Origin of the sequence: Streptomyces sp. NPDC005195 (assembly GCF_040608315.1) — a bacterium.
GTDB classification, from domain to species: Bacteria; Actinomycetota; Actinomycetes; order Streptomycetales; family Streptomycetaceae; genus Streptomyces; species Streptomyces kaempferi.
Genome location: NZ_JBEXHZ010000058.1, coordinates 1 through 15503 on the forward strand (window position 1 = coordinate 1; position 15503 = coordinate 15503).

Annotated in this window: 14 protein-coding genes and 6 pseudogenes; 13 read left to right on the forward strand and 7 right to left on the reverse strand. The window is 68.1% G+C overall.

Annotated features, from left to right (window positions below; all coding sequences use genetic code 11):
- Window positions 1-281, forward strand: a 281-nt coding sequence (locus ABZV34_RS31985; RefSeq protein ID WP_356284410.1) for an integrase core domain-containing protein, incomplete at its 5' end; no start/stop codon positions are given.
- Window positions 282-373: 92 nt separating this feature from the next.
- Window positions 374-537 (forward strand): annotated as a pseudogene (locus tag ABZV34_RS31990) (transposase); the annotation flags it as partial.
- 101 nt (window positions 538-638) lie between these two features.
- Here ABZV34_RS31990 and ABZV34_RS31995 read toward each other — a convergent pair.
- From ABZV34_RS31995 to ABZV34_RS32005, 3 genes are all read right to left on the reverse strand, one after another.
- Window positions 639-1073, reverse strand: a complete 435-nt coding sequence (locus ABZV34_RS31995) for a hypothetical protein (protein ID WP_356284413.1) — start codon at window positions 1071-1073, stop codon at window positions 639-641.
- A gap of 124 nt (window positions 1074-1197) precedes the next feature.
- On the reverse strand, window positions 1198-1647 hold the full coding sequence (locus tag ABZV34_RS32000; protein WP_356284416.1) for a DUF742 domain-containing protein: 450 nt from the start codon (window positions 1645-1647) through the stop codon (window positions 1198-1200).
- 659 nt (window positions 1648-2306) lie between these two features.
- Complete coding sequence (locus tag ABZV34_RS32005) at window positions 2307-4973, reverse strand: sigma-70 family RNA polymerase sigma factor (protein WP_356284419.1); 2667 nt, start codon at window positions 4971-4973, stop codon at window positions 2307-2309.
- Between the two features lie 365 nt (window positions 4974-5338).
- On the opposite strand from ABZV34_RS32005, the pseudogene ABZV34_RS32010 reads away from it, so the two are divergent.
- The 3 genes and pseudogenes from ABZV34_RS32010 to ABZV34_RS32020 form a co-directional block, all read left to right on the forward strand.
- Window positions 5339-5560 (forward strand): annotated as a pseudogene (locus ABZV34_RS32010) (transposase family protein); the annotation flags it as partial.
- Between the two features lie 28 nt (window positions 5561-5588).
- Window positions 5589-5855, forward strand: coding sequence for a DUF5914 domain-containing protein (locus tag ABZV34_RS32015; RefSeq protein WP_356284422.1), 267 nt, complete (start codon window positions 5589-5591; stop codon window positions 5853-5855).
- A 79-nt stretch (window positions 5856-5934) separates the two neighbouring features.
- A pseudogene (locus tag ABZV34_RS32020) lies at window positions 5935-6163 on the forward strand (transposase); the annotation flags it as partial.
- Window positions 6164-6211: 48 nt separating this feature from the next.
- Here the strand turns inward: ABZV34_RS32020 and ABZV34_RS32025 are convergent.
- Together ABZV34_RS32025 and ABZV34_RS32030 are read right to left on the reverse strand one after the other, a co-directional pair.
- The gene (locus ABZV34_RS32025) at window positions 6212-6613 is read right to left on the reverse strand and encodes a hypothetical protein (protein WP_356284425.1); all 402 of its coding nucleotides are present in this window, start codon (window positions 6611-6613) and stop codon (window positions 6212-6214) included.
- A 28-nt stretch (window positions 6614-6641) separates the two neighbouring features.
- Entirely contained in the window at window positions 6642-7118 is a 477-nt protein-coding gene (locus ABZV34_RS32030; RefSeq protein ID WP_356284428.1) for an ArsI/CadI family heavy metal resistance metalloenzyme, read from the reverse strand.
- A gap of 78 nt (window positions 7119-7196) precedes the next feature.
- Between ABZV34_RS32030 and ABZV34_RS32035 the strand changes: the two genes are divergently transcribed.
- The 6 genes and pseudogenes from ABZV34_RS32035 (at window position 7197) to ABZV34_RS32060 (ending at window position 12028) form a co-directional block, all read left to right on the forward strand.
- Entirely contained in the window at window positions 7197-7604 is a 408-nt protein-coding gene (locus ABZV34_RS32035; protein WP_356284430.1) for a metalloregulator ArsR/SmtB family transcription factor, read from the forward strand.
- A gap of 80 nt (window positions 7605-7684) precedes the next feature.
- Window positions 7685-8697 (forward strand): annotated as a pseudogene (gene arsB, locus ABZV34_RS32040) (ACR3 family arsenite efflux transporter).
- A complete protein-coding gene (locus ABZV34_RS32045; protein ID WP_356284433.1) occupies window positions 8690-9109 on the forward strand; it encodes an arsenate reductase ArsC in 420 nt (139 codons plus the stop codon). Before arsB ends, ABZV34_RS32045 begins: the two are co-directional and overlap by 8 nt.
- Window positions 9106-9605, forward strand: a pseudogene (locus ABZV34_RS32050) (N-acetyltransferase family protein). The gene ABZV34_RS32045 and the pseudogene ABZV34_RS32050 overlap by 4 nt, the downstream one beginning before the upstream one ends.
- A 770-nt stretch (window positions 9606-10375) precedes the next feature.
- Complete coding sequence (locus tag ABZV34_RS32055) at window positions 10376-11665, forward strand: FAD-dependent oxidoreductase (RefSeq protein ID WP_356284436.1); 1290 nt, start codon at window positions 10376-10378, stop codon at window positions 11663-11665.
- Window positions 11666-11722: 57 nt separating this feature from the next.
- Window positions 11723-12028, forward strand: coding sequence for a PadR family transcriptional regulator (locus ABZV34_RS32060; RefSeq protein WP_356284439.1), 306 nt, complete (start codon window positions 11723-11725; stop codon window positions 12026-12028).
- A 16-nt stretch (window positions 12029-12044) separates the two neighbouring features.
- On the opposite strand, the gene ABZV34_RS32065 is transcribed toward ABZV34_RS32060, so the two are convergent.
- On the reverse strand, window positions 12045-13319 hold the full coding sequence (locus ABZV34_RS32065) for an APC family permease (protein WP_356284442.1): 1275 nt from the start codon (window positions 13317-13319) through the stop codon (window positions 12045-12047).
- Between the two features lie 532 nt (window positions 13320-13851).
- Here ABZV34_RS32065 and ABZV34_RS32070 point away from each other — a divergent pair.
- On the forward strand, window positions 13852-14001 hold the full coding sequence (locus ABZV34_RS32070; RefSeq protein ID WP_356284445.1) for a hypothetical protein: 150 nt from the start codon (window positions 13852-13854) through the stop codon (window positions 13999-14001).
- Between the two features lie 211 nt (window positions 14002-14212).
- Here ABZV34_RS32070 and ABZV34_RS32075 read toward each other — a convergent pair.
- A pseudogene (locus ABZV34_RS32075) lies at window positions 14213-14311 on the reverse strand (DUF5133 domain-containing protein); the annotation flags it as partial.
- A gap of 362 nt (window positions 14312-14673) precedes the next feature.
- Between ABZV34_RS32075 and ABZV34_RS32080 the strand changes: the two are divergent.
- Window positions 14674-15345 carry a hypothetical protein gene (locus tag ABZV34_RS32080; RefSeq protein WP_356284448.1) on the forward strand — a complete coding sequence of 224 codons (672 nt, stop codon included), beginning with the start codon at window positions 14674-14676 and terminating at the stop codon, window positions 15343-15345.
- Window positions 15346-15503: the final 158 nt, after the last annotated feature.

The window sequence follows — 15503 nt, forward strand, 5'->3', positions numbered from 1 at the left end:
CCCACCTGGCCGCCGAACAGATCGCCGCGTCCATCGGCACCGTCGGGGACGCCCTCGACAACGCCCTGATGGAATCGACCATCGGTCTCTACAAAACCGAGCTGATCAAGCCGCAGCGGCCCTGGAAAGCCCTGAGCGACGTCGAGTTGTCCACCGCTGAGTACGTCGACTGGTACAACCACCGCCGACTCCACGGTGAGATCGGCCACGTCCCACCCGCCGAATACGAAACCACCCACTACCAGAACACACAAAAACAGCAGGTCACAGCCACAATCTAGAGTCTCTACCGAACCCGGAACGGTTCACAACCTCAACAAGCTCATCAACCACACGCCCAAGAAGCACTCTTGACCCTCCCCGGGCAGGAGCCGTGCGACAGCCTCTGCACTGTCCGGCCCGTGCACCGAAACCCTCAACCCCGGCCCAGGAAGGCCACTTGGCTCGAAGAACCGGCGGCCCGCCACCCACTACGACGTGGGCAAGACCGAGAAACGACCCGAGAGCATCATCGAACGAAACCGACTCAGACCATAAAAGACAAGCTGACATTTATAGGGGCATCAAGCTCGAGGTCAGCTACGAGGCGACAGTCCTCATCGCAGCCATCAACGAGTGGGTGTGATCGGCACCCGCCGCTAGAGCTCGTAGTCCTGGGCCAGCTCCTCCCAGCGAATGTTACGAAGCGCAAGGTCGGCGTCCTCGCCGGACGGAACATCCAAGACGGTCTGGAACCAGACCACGGTGAGAGCGGAACGGTGCAGCACCGGCTCGAGCGCAGGAGCCACCGGTGTCGAGCGGAAGACGCCGATGCACGCCACGGAAGGCAGCGCCTCGACGGGACCGAAGGCGCCGGCGGTCTGGTCCGGGTACTCGCGGGAGGGCGGAACTAGATGTACCGGCGTGGAGGGAAACGCACGTTCAGCCTGCCGCTGGAGGCCGCTGACCTTCATGTCATTGACGGGCTTGCACGGGTAACCCTCCAGCATCCCCCCCCCGTAGGTCGAACACATCCGCAGCTCGGTGAGCTCGATCGAACGGCCGGACGAAAGGGCTATGTGGCACAGCGACATGCCGACACCCTATGCGCACGACTCACTTCCGATACACGGCTTAGGGATGAGTAACGATCTTGTGCCCGATGGCCTGTGGGCGCGCGTCGTTCCGATGCTGCTGCCCTACACCACACCTCGAACCTCAGGAGTCGAGTCGCCGCAGTCCGCTGAGTACCTTCTCGAGCAGAGTCACCTGGGGTCTGCCCCCACTGACTTCGTCCCCCTGGGACTGGTGCACGACGACGAGACCCCTCTCCGCGAGATCCGCCACGAGGATGCGGGCGACGCCGAGCGGGACCGCGAGGTGTGCCGAAATCTCGGCGACCGAATTGATCTCTCGGCACAACAGGCAGATCCGGTAGGCCTCCGGCAGTTGGCCATACGCTTCGGACAGGTCGACTGCGGTGCGCACCAGTGCCTCGATTGCCAGCTGGTGGCTCGGCCGGGTACGACCACCGGTCATCGCATAGGGCCGCACCAGTGCGGAAGGCTTCGTCCCGCCGCGGCCCGAGGCGGCCTGAGGCGGGGACCCGTTCGACGGCCTCAGTGGGTGATGGTACGTGCCGTACTGGTCTCCACCTGGCGAGGTCACCGATCCAGCTCCATTCGAGTAGCTCACCCGGCCCTCGGGCTCCGGCCACGGCTCGCACCGGTGGACGCTGCGCAAGTGTGCAGGCACGACACGCTTCCGGCATAAGCGGCGCGACCGGCCACCCTCCGGTTCGGCTACTGCTGGCCGTGAGCGTCGAGGCGCTCCGGCTGTAACCACTCCCCGGGGTGGCGTAATCGATTACGGCACTGGCCGCAGGAGGACTGTAAACGGTGACTGTTCCAAACGGGGAGCCCTCTGTCAGTTCATGTCATGATGCGGAAAATGGCATATGACGGGAGCTATGTGCCGCTGGCGCGGCCGCGGCGCAGACCGAACAGGAGTCGGTCAGGGACGTGTCAAGCGGTGCCTGCCTCGTCCGACCAGTTCCAGCGACTCCGCGGGCTACGAGATACGTGCCGACCTCCACCTCGGTCTCCTCCAACTCTCAAGCAGCATCTTCTGCTTGAGATGCCTCCGAACCTCATTCTGAAATGATCAGTAACTGGGAGCTGGTCAACAGGCGCCCACGCGGATACCGGCCGCAGACCGACTCCAGCAATAGGCGCGCCGGCCATACCCAGGTCGGCACCGACCCCGCTTCTCTTGCCACGATCAGGGTCCGGGCCGTCCTCGGCGATTCCGGGAACGGCCCGACCGTGTCAAGGCCGCCTGCGCCGGGTGAGCATGAACAGACCGGACCCGGCGACCAGGACGGCCGCGGCGATGCTCAGTGACTGAACCGGGTCAGACCCGCCGGTCTGCGCCAGCGGTACGCTCCCGCCGTGGGCCGTGAGGCCGGAGTCGTCGTCACCGGCCGCGCCGGATGTCGCGCCCTTTCCGCCGGCCGCATCCGGGCTGGACTCCGCGTCCTTTGCCGCGTCCGGGCTCTCCTGCCCCGGCGCCGAGGACTCACCGCCACCCGTGACGGTCTCCGCGGCGGCTCCGAAGCTGTACGCGCCCCGGTCCGGTGCGCTGCCTTTGCGCTTCGCACCGCTGACGTCGGTGATCACTGATGGGAACGCGATGGCGGTGCCGATCGCGGGTGAGCCCTTCATGAGGCGGAAGTCGGCGTTCGGGCTCGTGCCCGGGGCGGTGAACTTAGGGTCGGCGATGATGTCGTGCGGACCTTTGGTCTCGGGTGCTTTGCCACCGAAGTAGACGTTGTAGTCGTAGGTGACGTTCACGTTGCGGGACTTGCTGTTGGTGGCCTGGCCTGGGCGGCCGTAGGCGATGTTGTTGAGGAGCCGTACGTCGGTGCTGTCGTGGGCGAAGATGTTGGCGTAGGGCGTTTTGATGCGGGTGCTGCGGCCGTTGAGGTAGGCCGTGTTGTGGATGATGTCGACGTGCTGGCTCTTGTAGGCGTGGATACCTGAACCGCCGTTGTCGTAGCTGATGTTGTCGGCGACCAGAACGCGTTCGCTGTAGGCCGGCCTCCCCCGCTCGGGGTCGCCCTTCGTCGTGTCGACGATGATGCCGTTGCCGTCGGAATAGCAGCGGCAGCCTTCCCACTTGACCTTGGTCTCGTTGTCGTGGACGCGGTTGCCGATGATGCGGATCTTGTACTTCCGGGGGGCGCTGCCGCCATTGTCGCGGGGAGTGAGGACGGAGATGCCGCTGCTGCCGTAGACGGTGAACCAGGCGTTGGAGTAGACGTGGTTGCCGATGATGTTGACGTTGTCGGCCTCGATCGCTGAGATACCGCCGCCCGCGCAGCCGTGTACCAGGTTGCCGGTGATGTCGACGTGCTGGGGGAACGCGCCGGACTCCCGGTTCTTCTCCACGGATATGCAGTTGGTGTTGTATGTGGGGTCGATTTTGCTCGACGAGCGTTCGGCGTCGGCCAGGGACAGGGCGGCGTTGTTGCCCTTGATCTCGAGGTTCTTGATGACGATGTAGGACGCGCCGTAGACGCTGATGCCGTTCCAGGCCGTCTTCGGGTTCAGGACGGGCCGGTGGCCGGGATACGCCATGAAGGTGATGGAAGCGCCCGGACGCCCCGAGTGTTTGATGGTCAGCACGTTGGAACCCTTGCGGGGCTCGGTGTACGTGCCGTTCATGACGGCGACGACGTCGCCAGGGCCGGCCAGGTCGGCGGCCTTCTGGAGGGTGCGGAACGGAGATCCGGCCGACGTGCCGGGGTTGGAATCGCTGCCGCTGGAACTCACGAAGTAGGTCGGTGCGGGGGCCTTCGCGTCTGGGGACGTACGCAGGGCGCGCGTGGCAACGGGGGAAGGAGCAGGGGCGCTGCTCTCCGCGGGGGCGGGCGTCAATGTCGACGGGCCTACCTGGGAGGCCGTGCTCCGCGCGTCGGTGGAGTTCTCGACCCTCGGCGTGGCCATGGCGAAGCCCGTCACCACGAGCGCCGCCACCCCGGTGGCGGCGGCCGCGCCCGTCGCCTTGGCGGAGAAACCGACGAGCACATTGTGACCGCCGCGCGGGCGGCCGGTCGCGCTACGGCTGTGCCCGCGGGGCGCCGCTCGGGGAGCGGTGTGCTGGGCGGCGGCCGGATGGGGGCCTCCGACTCCGGCCTCGACCGGGTCGCCCGCGCGGCCAGGTAGGAGCAGGGGCAGGCCAGCGAGCAGCCGCTCGGGCGGGATGAGTCGGCCGGCGGAACGACCGCAAGCGTCGCAGGAGCGGAGGTGCCGGGCGATCCGCTTGCGCAGCAGGGTGCTGGGAGTAGGGTCGCCCGGGCCGGCGAGCTCGGTCAGTTCCGCGCAGCGCGGGGTGCGGGACAGGGCTCGGACGACCGTACGCGCCACGTCCAGCTGGGTCTTCATCCGCTGGACCTGAACCGCCAGATGGGCCGCCGGAAGGTTCATAGCAGCTGCGATGTCCTTCCGGGACAGCCGTCCGCACGCCTCCAGCCACCACAGCGACAGCAGGTCGCGGTGCGACGGGTCGAGCCACGCGGTGGCTGCGGCGACCTGCCGCTGCTCGGCGGAGAGCGACTGCCGCAGCAGGAAGAGGGTCGCGAAGTCGGGTTCCGGCGCGTGCCGTTCGTCGGCGTGCTCCAGAGTCCTCAGCCTGCCGGACCTCGCCCGGCGCCGGGCGTCGGTGAGCTGGCGGACCGCGATGGCCACCAGCCACGAGCGGAACTTCGCCGTGTCCCGCAGGTCCGGGAGCGCGCGGATCACTGCGACCATGGTGTCCTGCACGATGTCGTCGACGTCGAGGTCGGACTCCGCCGCCCGCCCGACCACGTTGTAGACCAGCGGCAGGGCGCCTGCGGTGAGCCGTTCGACAGCCCCGGCGTCCCCGTCGCGGGCTGCCTTGACGGTGCGGCGGTCCGGAAACGTGTCGGTCCTGTCGGACCCGTCATGCCTCATGCGATACATCCTCGGGCAAGAGCAGGTGTGGCTGCTCTGGTGGGCGGTTTTCGCAGCAGGAGACGAGCGGGCCTCCCGGGCATAACACTTTTCGCATCGCAGGCCCCGCCTGCCTTCCTCTTCGCCGGACGACCGCCCCTCAGCTCAGCCGCCCGCATCGGCGTTGAGCAGGTCGAGGACGCTGTGCTGGCAGCCGTAGTCGTTGCACTGCTGCCGCCGTCCCAGTGCGGACCGCACCCGGTCGAGCGGCTTGCGGTTACGGGCGGAACTGTCAATCGAGCGGCTCTGTTACGTAGTCGGTGGTGACGGCAGATGACGGCCGTCGTTGACGGCATACACGAAATGTCAACTTCCCTGTGGCAACAGTGTTTTCTGGGCTCTCGGCTCTGGTCATCGATGACGTTGCGGACGACGGCGAGGTGATCCGGGGCTTGGCCCGGACCCGGGATGTTCCCTTTCCCTGCCCGATGTGCGGGATCGCGACGGGGAAGGTGCGCGGTTATCACGGCCGGACAGTTGCGGACGTGCCGGTGGATGGGCGCCCGGTCGTGGTCAACGTCCAGGTGCGCCGTCTCGTCTGCCCAGTCCACCGCGCCGGAACCGCGGACAGTCGTCATGCATATCACCGAGGGCGAGGCGCGGGGCTCCGTCGTGGAAACCCATGTCACGCCCCTCGGCACGGATACACAGGGCAGGCCACGGACGGCCGTCATCGAAACAATCATGGCGGTATCGGACCGCCGCGGATTTGCCGCCGTGCGCACGACCGCACCCGTGCTGCGGCCGCTCATGCGGGCAGCGGCCGGACGGCTGTGGCGCGACGACCTGGTGTACGCCGAACGTCGCTGGGAACTGCGCTCCACCGGACGCTTTCCGGGCTGACGCGCTCCAAAACTCCTATAAATCCTAACGAAATGATCTTGGTGGTTGGATCATTCCGGGACTGATGATCCGGGGTGGAGTGGCTCGGCCGAAGCCGTGGGAGGTCGATGATGGGTTGCGGGCGCTGAGCGAGCTGTTGGTGCCCGAGGTCGAGCGTAGGACCCCGCACTCGGGGCGCAAGCGGCATCCCAGACCGGTTTGTGTTCCAGGGCATCCTGTTCGTGCTGCACACCGGGATCGCATGGGAACATCTGCCGCAGGAACTCGGCTTCGGTTCGGGCATGACCTGCTGGCGGGTTGGTAGGGATCGTCCAGGCGCTTGAGGACGACGCCCTCCGCGCCGACCAATGACCACGTCAGCCATTCGTGGACGGTGTCGGGGTAGGTGGTCGGCGCGGACGCGTCAACGGCGTGGACAGCCCTCGGGCAGCGAACATCGACTCCAGCGCGGCCCTGCGGCGCCGGTAGGGCCAGGCTGTCGTGTCTGTCCCGGACAACCGGAGCAGGTCGAAGCCGACGAAAGGCGCCGTCCAGTCTTCCGCGGCCCGGGCGGCCGCCGCCCCCGGCGTTGCAGCCGTCAGCAGCCGTTCGAACGCGAGCCGGTCGTCCTTCCACACGATCAGCTCGCCGTCCAGTGCTGTGGCGTCCGGCAGTTGCCGCCATCTCGGTGCCGCGCCTCGAGCGCAGCACCACCCGGCCCGCGTCTGAGTGGAGCAGGGCGCGGAAGCCGTTCTTTTCCAGACTTCGCGGTGTCTCATGAGAGACCGCGAAGTGGATGCGGTGGGTTCAGCTGCCGCAGGCGCAACCAGCCGCGGGAGGGTCCGGCGTGGCCTTTTCGCTGCTGGTGCAGCAGCTGTCGCCGGCGACGTTGGGGTCGGCGTTTTTGCCGAGTGTGGCGGCGTCGGCCGTGACGACGTAGACCTCCCAGGGTTCCTGGCCGGGGCCGTGGACCCACACCTTGTCCTGGAGGGCATAGCAGCAGGAGGTGTCGTTCTCTTCGAAAGTGGCCAGACCGGCGTCCTTGAGTCGGCCGGTGGCGGCTGAGACCTGGTCGGTGGACTCGACCTCGACGCCGAGGTGGTCAAGGCGGGTGTCCTGTCCTGGCTCGCCCTCGATGAGGACGAGCTTGAGCGGGGGCTCGGTGATGGCGAAGTTGGCGTAGCCCTCGCGCCGCTTGGCCGGTTCGGTGCCGAACAGCTTCGAGTAGAAGGTGATCGACGCTTCGAGGTCGCTGACGCGGAGGGCGAGCTGAGCGCGAGACATGGCGGTGCTCCCATCGACTGCATTGATGTCTGTCGATGCAACATTGCGGCGTGGATCGAAGCCTGTCAATATAGGCGCATGTCGAAGCAAGAGCTTGTGGTGTTGGGGCAGAACGTCGATGTCGATGCCTGCTGTCCGGGGCTGCTGACCGCCCCTCTGGGCGAGGCTCAGGCCGTCGAGCTGGCCAAAGTGTTCAAGGCGCTGGGTGACCCGGTCCGGCTGAGGCTGCTGTCGATGATCGCTTCGCAGGCGGACGGGGAGGTCTGCGTCTGCGACCTGACACCGGCCTTCGACCTGTCACAGCCGACGATCTCGCATCACCTCAAGCTGCTGCGCCAGGCCGGTCTCATCGACTGCGAGCGGCGCGGCACCTGGGTCTACTACTGGCTGCTGCCCGAGATGACCGACCGACTCGCGGGCGTCCTGACCCGCCCGGCCGGCGAACCGCTGCCCGTCCGCACGGAGACCTCCGGGGCCACCGCGTGACCCTGAACGCATCGGATGTGGGCGTGGCCGGACGGCTCTCGTTCTTGAACCGCTATCTGGCCGTGTGGATCCTGGCCGCGATGGCAGTCGGGCTCGGGCTGGGCCGGCTCATCCCCGGACTCGGAGACGCGTTGGCGACGGTGACCGTCGGCGGGGTGTCCCTGCCGATCGCGCTGGGCCTGCTCGTGATGATGTACCCGGTGCTGGCCAATGTCCGCTACGACCGCCTGGACACCGTCACCCGGGACAGCCGGCTCCTGCTGCCTTCGCTGCTGCTGAACTGGGTCATCGGTCCGGCTCTCATGTTCGCCCTGGCCTGGCTGTTCCTGCCGGACCTGCCCGAGTACCGCGCCGGCCTGATCATCGTCGGCCTGGCCCGCTGCATCGCCATGGTCATTATCTGGAACGAACTTGCCTGCGGACACCGTGAGGCCGCCGCGGTCTTGGTAGCCCTGAACTCCGTGTTCCAGGTGATCGCGTTCTCCGCGCTCGGCTGGTTCTACCTGAGCGTCCTGCCCGGCTGGCTCGGCCTGGCACAGACCGGCCTCGACGTCTCCGTGTGGGAGATCGCCCGCAGCGTGCTCATCTTCCTGGCATCCCGCTCGCAGCCGGCTACCTCACCCGCCGCATCGGCGAAAAGGCCAAGGGGCGCACCTGGTACGAGGCGGAACTCATCCCGCGCATCGGCCCGTTCGCCCTGTACGGGCTGCTGTTCACCATCGTCCTACTCTTCGCCCTCCAGGGCGACGCGATCGCCTCCAAGCCCCTCGACGTCACCCGCATTGCCCTTCCGCTGCTCGTCTACTTCGCCCTCATGTGGGCCGGCTCCATGATCCTGGGCAAGAGCGTGGGCCTGGACTACCCGCGCGCCACCACCCTCGCCTTCACCGCCGCCGGCAACAACTTCGAGTTGGCCATCGCCGTCGCCATCGCCACGTACGGCGCCACCTCCGGCCAGGCCCTCGCCGGCGTCGTCGGCCCGCTCATCGAAGTACCGGTACTGATCGGCCTCGTCTACATCGCGCTGTACGCCCGCCGCTACTTCACCGCACCCACCACACCGACAGCCCGGGAAGACAAGGCCCATGCCTGACACCGCCCCGCCCACCGTCCTGTTCGTCTGCGTCCACAACGCCGGACGCTCCCAGATGGCCGCAGCCTTCCTCACCCACCTCGCAGGAGACCGCGTCCAGGTCCGCTCCGCCGGCTCCGCACCGGCCGACACTGTCAACCCTGCCGTAGTCGAAGCACTCGCCGAAGTCGGCATCGACATCTCCGCCGAAGTCCCCAAGGTCCTCACCGTCGAAACCGTTCAGGCCTCCGACGTTGTCATCACCATGGGCTGCGGCGACACCTGCCCCGTTTTCCCCGGCAAGCGCTACCTCGACTGGCAACTCACCGACCCCGCCGGCCAAGGCATCGACGCCGTCCGCCCCATCCGCGACGAGATCGAATACCGCATCCGCGGCCTCATCGAGGAGATCGCTCCGGCGGTCCAGCCATGACACGACCAGCCGGAGCGCGACTCGAACCCATGCGCCCTGAGCACGCGGACCAGGTGCTGGAGATCTACCAACTCGGCGTTGACGACGGCAACGCCACCTTCGAGGACCGCGCTCAGTTGGGAGCACTTCGACGCGTCCAAGCTCCCCGAACACCGGTACGCCGCCCTCAACGAAGCGAACAGCATACTCGGCTGGGTTGTTGTCGTTCTCCGACCGCTGCGCCTACGCCGGAGTTGTCGAGCACTCGGTGTACGTCCACCCCGAGGCCCGCGGCCGGGGAGTCGGGGCGGCCCTGCTGCATGCACTGATCGGTTCTGCCGAGGCGGCCGGGATCTGGACTGTGCAGTCAGGCATTTTGCCGGAGAACACTGCCAGCCTCACCCTTCATCGCCGAGCCGGATTCCGTGTCATCGGCACCCGTGAAGGGATCGGCCGCCACCGTGACCGCTGGCGAGAGGTCGTTCTCATCGAACGCCGGAGCTCCACGGTGCTGTAGGCCGACGGTGACATCCACATCAGGATGAGACATCAAGAAGTGTCCGGAGAACCGTCCCACTTCGGCTCGCCCGCCATCCCTGGCGGCAGATCGGGCCGCGGGGTAGGAGTGTCAGTATCGTTTCAGGCAGGGTCCAGGTCACGGGCCCATGCATTCCCCGAAGGTGCTGCGTCGCATTGGGTCATCGTCTGTCGGGACGACCCTGCTGACATGCGGGTTGCGCTGACCAGCAGGGTCAGGCGGTGAGGACGTCCTCGGGTTCGGGCGTGGGCCGGTCCACCTTGCCGACGACGCTGGCACGGACAGTTCGGCCTGCAGGCGTCGGCGCCTGAAGTTGGGCTGCCGTGCTGTTCAAGAAAATCTCGTTGCCCCGTCGTCGGCGCCACCGCCTACGCCGCGCCGGGCCTGGCCTGCGGACTGGGGGGTTTGCTCGGCGGATACCTAGGCGCGCACCTGTAGGCGCGTCTGCCCGAGGCCGCACTGCGGCTCCTGCTGGGCGGGCTCGCCGCAGCGGTCGGTCTCCTCTACGCCGTCCAGACCCTGGCCTGAAGCATGGGCACTCCGCGCAGGAGGGGACGCCAGTGGGAAAGACCTGCCCACGGTTGTGCACCGTTTTGGCCAACGTGCGCCGATATCGTCGACCGATACCAGCTGATAAGTCACACTGGCCCGCAGAGGGGGGGCGAGCGCGGCGGTGTGAAGCCGAGGCGCCGTCCTGCAGTGTCACGTCGTCTTGGGGAAGGCGGCGAGCAGACCGGTGGGGGGAATACATGACGCAGTCACTTCCGGGGCGCCGCTCTGCGCAGGAGCGGGCGTTCAGGGGCCGTGGGGGGCTTCCGGTCGTCGTGGTCGGTGCCGGGCCGTATGGGCTGTCGGTGGCCGCGCACCTGCGCGCTGCCGGGGTACTGGTACGTATCTTCGGTGAGGTGCTGGGCAGTTGGCGACATGCCATGGCCACGGGGATGTTTCTGAAGTCGACGCCGGCGGCCACCGATCTGTCCGCGCCGGAGCCCGGGGGGCGGCTGGCCGATTTCCGCCGGGTGCACGGTGAGCCGGAGCTGACCGAGCTGACGCCGATCCCGTGCGATGTGTTCGTGCGGTACGGGCAGTGGTTCCAGAAGCGGCACGTCGGCGAGGTCGACCCCGCCCGGGTCGTGGCCGTCGAGCGCGACGGCGCCGCCTTTTCCGTCCGATTGGACGACGGGCAGCACCTCACTGCAGCAGCCGTCGTCGTAGCCACCGGCCTGAACGGACTGGCTTACATTCCATTAGAGTTGAGGGCTCTTGCCCCCGAAGGGCCGGGGCCAGCCGCCCTGGTGTCGCACACCAGCCAGCACGCCGACCTGTCGCCGTATACAGGTCAGCGGGTCGCTGTGATCGGCGGCGGGCAGTCCGCGCTGGAGAGCGCCGCGCTCCTGCACGAGGCCGGCGCCGAGGCGCAGGTGTTCGTCCGGGAGCGGCAGGTGCTGTGGGGGATGACGCCGGCCCTGGCCCGACCTTTGACCCATCGACTCGCCAAACCTGCCTCTCCGCTCGGCACGGGCTGGATCCTGGCCGCCGTCTGCAAGACACCGGGCGGCGTAAAGCGGCTGCCCGCGTCCGCCCGACTGATGCTGTTCCGGCGGGCGTTGGGGCCCTCGGGCGGATGGTGGCTGCGCGACCGGGTCGAGGGCGTGGTGCCGGTCCGCACCTCCTGCCGGGTCACCGGCGCGACAGCGGACGCAGACACGGTGCGGCTGGAGCTCGCCGGGCCGACGGGCGGTTTGGAGATCTTCGTCGTCGACCATGTGCTGGCGGCCACCGGCTACCGCCTCGACCTGGACGCGGTGCCCTTCCTGACCTCTACTTTGCGTACGGACGTGGCGTGTGTGCCGGGTTCGAAGGCACCGGACCTGGACGGGGCGTTCGAGTCTTCCGTGCCCGGTCTGTACTTCACCGGGTCGCTCGCGGCCCCGATGTTCGGCCCGATGATGCGGTTCGTGGCGGGCACGGAGTACGCGGCCACCCGTATCGCCCGACGGATCGCCGCCGCGTCGGCCCTGCCTGCCCCACGGCCGTAGAATCGGGAGTCGATATCGGTTTCGTGACAGCCGGTAGGGCTCGTGGAGGTGGGCGGGGTGCGGGAGTTCCAGCGCGGCGCGGTGCGGCTGCATATCCTGCACCACGCGGCCGCGGGCGAGATCCACGGCGCTTGGATGAGCGAGGAACTCGCCCACCACGGCTACAGCATCAGCCCCGGCACCCTGTATCCGACGCTGCACCGGCTGGAGGCCGAGGGACTGCTTGTCTCCGAGCAGCGGGTGGTGGATGGCCGTACCCGCCGCGTCTACACAGCGACCAGGGCGGGTGAGCAGGCGCTGGCCGAGGACCGCAAGGCGCTGGCGGAACTGGCCCGCGAGGTCCTCGGCGGCGAAACACCCTGAGCGGGCTGGCCAGAGACTACGCCGACCGGCGTGCCGACAGGGTGCGGCGTGCCCCGTATACCGCGGCGCCCACCGCCAGTACGGCCGTGCCCCACACCACGGACCAGGCGGGCAGCGTGAACGCCAGCACCAGGCAGCCGGCCAGGCCGACCACTGGGACGACACGTGGCGGCCGCCTCTCCTGCTCTGTCAGCGTCCACGCGGAAGCATTCGCGACGGCGTAGTAGACCAGAACCGCGAACGAAGAGAAACCGATGGCGCCGCGCACGTCGGCCGTTGCCGCGAGCACGGCGACCACCGCGCCGACGAGGAGTTCGGCGCGATGCGGGACGTTGAAGCGGGGGTGGACGGCGGACAGAGCGTGCGGCAGATGCCGGTCGCGGGACATCGCCAGCGTGGTGCGTGAGACGCCGAGGATCAGGGCAAGCAGCGAGCCGAGCGCGGCCACCGCGGCACCGACCCGTACCACCGGGGTCAGCCCCGGCACCCCTGCCTGCCGGACCGTGTGGACCAGCGGTGCCGTATCGCCCGCCAGCCCCTTCGGGCCGAGCACGGCGACCACGCTCACAGCGACCACCGCGTACACCACCAGCGTGATGCCCAGCGCGAGCGGGATGGCCCGAGGGATGGTGCGTTCCGGATCCCGCACCTCCTCGCCGAGGGTAGCGATCCGGGCATACCCGGCGAAGGCGAAGAACAGCAGACCAGCGGCCTGCAACACCCCGATCGCCGAGGCGTCAGACCCCACGTCCAGTCGACCGGCATCCGCAGCGCCTGAGGTCAGACACGCCACGACCACGGCCGCCAGCACCGCGAGGACCACGGCGACGATCGCCCGCGTGAGCCAGGCAGCCTTCTGCACACCCACGTAGTTGACGGCGGTCAGCGTCACCACGGCGGCCACCGCGACGACGTGCGCGTGCCCCGGCCAGACGTACGACCCGACAGTGAGCGCCATCGCAGCGCACGACGAGGTCTTGCCGACCACGAACCCCCACCCGGCGAGGTAACCCCAGAACTCGCCTAGCCGCTCCCGGCCGTACACATACGTCCCGCCGGACTGTGGGTACCGCGCGGCCAGCCGGGCCGAGGAGGTGGCGTTGCAATACGCCACGACAGCAGCAACGCCCAGCCCCACCAAGAGCCCGGAACCCGCCGCCCGTGCCGCCGGCGCCAGCGCAGCGAAGATGCCCGCTCCGATCATCGAACCCAGGCCGATGACCACGGCGTCGAACACTCCAAGCCGCCGCTCCAACGAAGCTGGTCCGCCGCTCCGTATCTGTCCGCTCACGCTCGCACCACCCGCCTATCGAACTCCGATATCGGATAACGATATCTAGTCGATGTGAACAGCAGGTGCAGTGCAGCGCAGCGGGAGACCGAACACGCCGACGGGCTGAGGCAGCGCGCCGACTCTGACAGTGGACAACGGACAGGTGCAAACCCTGTCCATAACTTCGGTTGGCCCGCCCATCCCAGCCGCAGATCAGGCACGGGAGTGGTGCGCATTGGCTCAGGCAGTGTCCAGGTCACTTTTGGATCTCTTCCACCTGGCGGTGTGCTACGTCTCGCCACCGAACGAGGGGGCCGTCCGTGAGCGTGGTGTGGGCGAGGGTGTGGCGTCACCGCGGCCGCCGGGTGGCGTGGGCGCAAGGCGCGGGCTTCGGCTGCGCAGCATGGTGACCGGCAGTGGCGGGGCGGCAGGTGCGGCCGTGGGCGGGGCGGAGCGTGCGTTGGGTGCCCTGTTCGGGTCAAACCGGATCGCTCTACGTTGCGGTACGCGAGGGGATGAGGGGATGGGCCGGTGGTATCGGAGGAAAGGGGTGATCGCCCCGTGCGGCGGTGAGGGGCATGTCCCGTTCCGTGCGCAGGCTGTCCGGTTCGTGGACTTCGTGGCAGCAGGGCAGTTCGTCATCTACGCGATCGAGCGGGCGGATACGGCGGTGAAGGCCGTGGAGGTACGCCCCGCCTAGACAGACGCCGGCGGCAGTGGACATGGCGTGGGATCCCGGAAGGGCGGGCATGACATCCAGGGCCCCCGGCGACGCTTTCGGACGGGCGGAAGCGCACGCGTCATTCGTTCAACGCTGCAAGGCTCCCCGAGGACATGCAGCGGACCTGACGCATGCAGCCAGCACGGCCTCGGCTGCGGGGCGCTGCGAGGGATTTGTGGCTGCGGCGGGTTCAGCTGGCGGCGAGCAGGGATTCGTCTTCGGGCCGGGCACCGAGCAGTTGGTGGCGTACGGCGATCAGGGCTGCGTCGATGTCGCCGGTGCCGGTGGACGAGGGCATCGCGGGTCGCTCAGGATGAGCCGCGAGGACCTAATCGCAGCGCTCGCCCGGTCTGGGCGACACCGCAAGAAGAGCCCGTGTGTAGGGCCTCGAAGGTGCTCTCATCGCCGACACCCGGCCCATCAAGTAGACCAGGAAGGGCCGACGCCAGTCCTCACCCTGCGGGTTGAAACCCACCAGGGCCGTGAGCCCCTCGTCCGCGGTGGCGTTGCCGAGGAGTGGTGCCTGGGACGGTGCGTCGCGCACCCGCCTCCGGGCTGCCAGGGGTTACGCTCCGAATCAGGCAATCACTCTGTGTGATTTCCGGGCGGATTGCTCCGGTGCCCGCCCTCGCAGACAGCAGAGGAAGACCCATGCGTAGCCGCTCCGTCATGCCCGCCCTCGCAGCCACGGTCGCGCTCACCGCCACGGCGTTCACCTTCACAGCTCCGACGGCGACGACGGGCTCCGCGGCCTTGCACGAACTGACGTACGGCAGCAACATTCTGCTTCAGAACCAGTACCTGGGCAACGGCGGTTACCTGGACGCCAACGGCCTGTCCCACCAGCCCGGTGCCAAGTATGACGTCAGCACCAACCAGACTCCCAACAGCCGCGGGCCCAGGACTTCGGTCTGGAAGGTCGTCTCCGCGACCGGCAAGGCTAACGGAAGCCGCGTCACCAGCGGCGACGTCATCTACCTCGCCAACCAGTACTCGACCGGCAGCTACCTGGACGCCAACGGTCGCTCCACACGCTCTGGGGCCAAGTACGACGTGTCGACCACAGCTCACAGGACCCGCGGCCGCGACACGGGCACCACCAAGTGGCACGTCTTCGGCAAGACGTCCTCTCCCACCGACGGCCGCATCCGCACCGACGACGTCGTCAACCTGCTCAACGACTACGGCTCCGCCAACGGCGGGTTCCTCGACGCCAATGGCCTGTCGAGCCAGCAGGGTGGCGCCAAGTACGACGTGAGCACCAGCTACTACAGTGACCGCGGCCCCGGCACCGGCTCCTGGAAGGTCCTGCCGGCCTCCTGAAGTTAAGTTTGACCTGTGGGCCGGGTCCCGGGCGTATCGCCCTGTGGCCCGGCTCGCGCGCTGGTCGCAATCCGTTGCGCACCGCGACCAGGATGGAAAGCGGCAGCAAAGCGGCCGGGAGACGGGTGGACGGGGCTGTCCGGGATGCATCGCGCCGA

Bases quoted from the DNA above. Each gene is read 5' to 3' on its own strand.
- ABZV34_RS31995 (WP_356284413.1), bottom strand. From the start codon at position 1,073: ATGTCGCTGTGCCACATAGCCCTTTCGTCCGGCCGTTCGATCGAGCTC.
- ABZV34_RS32005 (WP_356284419.1), bottom strand. From the start codon at position 4,973: ATGAGGCATGACGGGTCCGACAGGACCGACACGTTTCCGGACCGCCGC.
- ABZV34_RS32015 (WP_356284422.1), top strand. From the start codon at position 5,589: ATGCATATCACCGAGGGCGAGGCGCGGGGCTCCGTCGTGGAAACCCAT.
- ABZV34_RS32025 (WP_356284425.1), bottom strand. From the start codon at position 6,613: ATGAGACACCGCGAAGTCTGGAAAAGAACGGCTTCCGCGCCCTGCTCC.
- ABZV34_RS32030 (WP_356284428.1), bottom strand. From the start codon at position 7,118: ATGTCTCGCGCTCAGCTCGCCCTCCGCGTCAGCGACCTCGAAGCGTCG.
- ABZV34_RS32035 (WP_356284430.1), top strand. From the start codon at position 7,197: ATGTCGAAGCAAGAGCTTGTGGTGTTGGGGCAGAACGTCGATGTCGAT.
- ABZV34_RS32045 (WP_356284433.1), top strand. From the start codon at position 8,690: ATGCCTGACACCGCCCCGCCCACCGTCCTGTTCGTCTGCGTCCACAAC.
- ABZV34_RS32055 (WP_356284436.1), top strand. From the start codon at position 10,376: ATGACGCAGTCACTTCCGGGGCGCCGCTCTGCGCAGGAGCGGGCGTTC.
- ABZV34_RS32080 (WP_356284448.1), top strand. From the start codon at position 14,674: ATGCGTAGCCGCTCCGTCATGCCCGCCCTCGCAGCCACGGTCGCGCTC.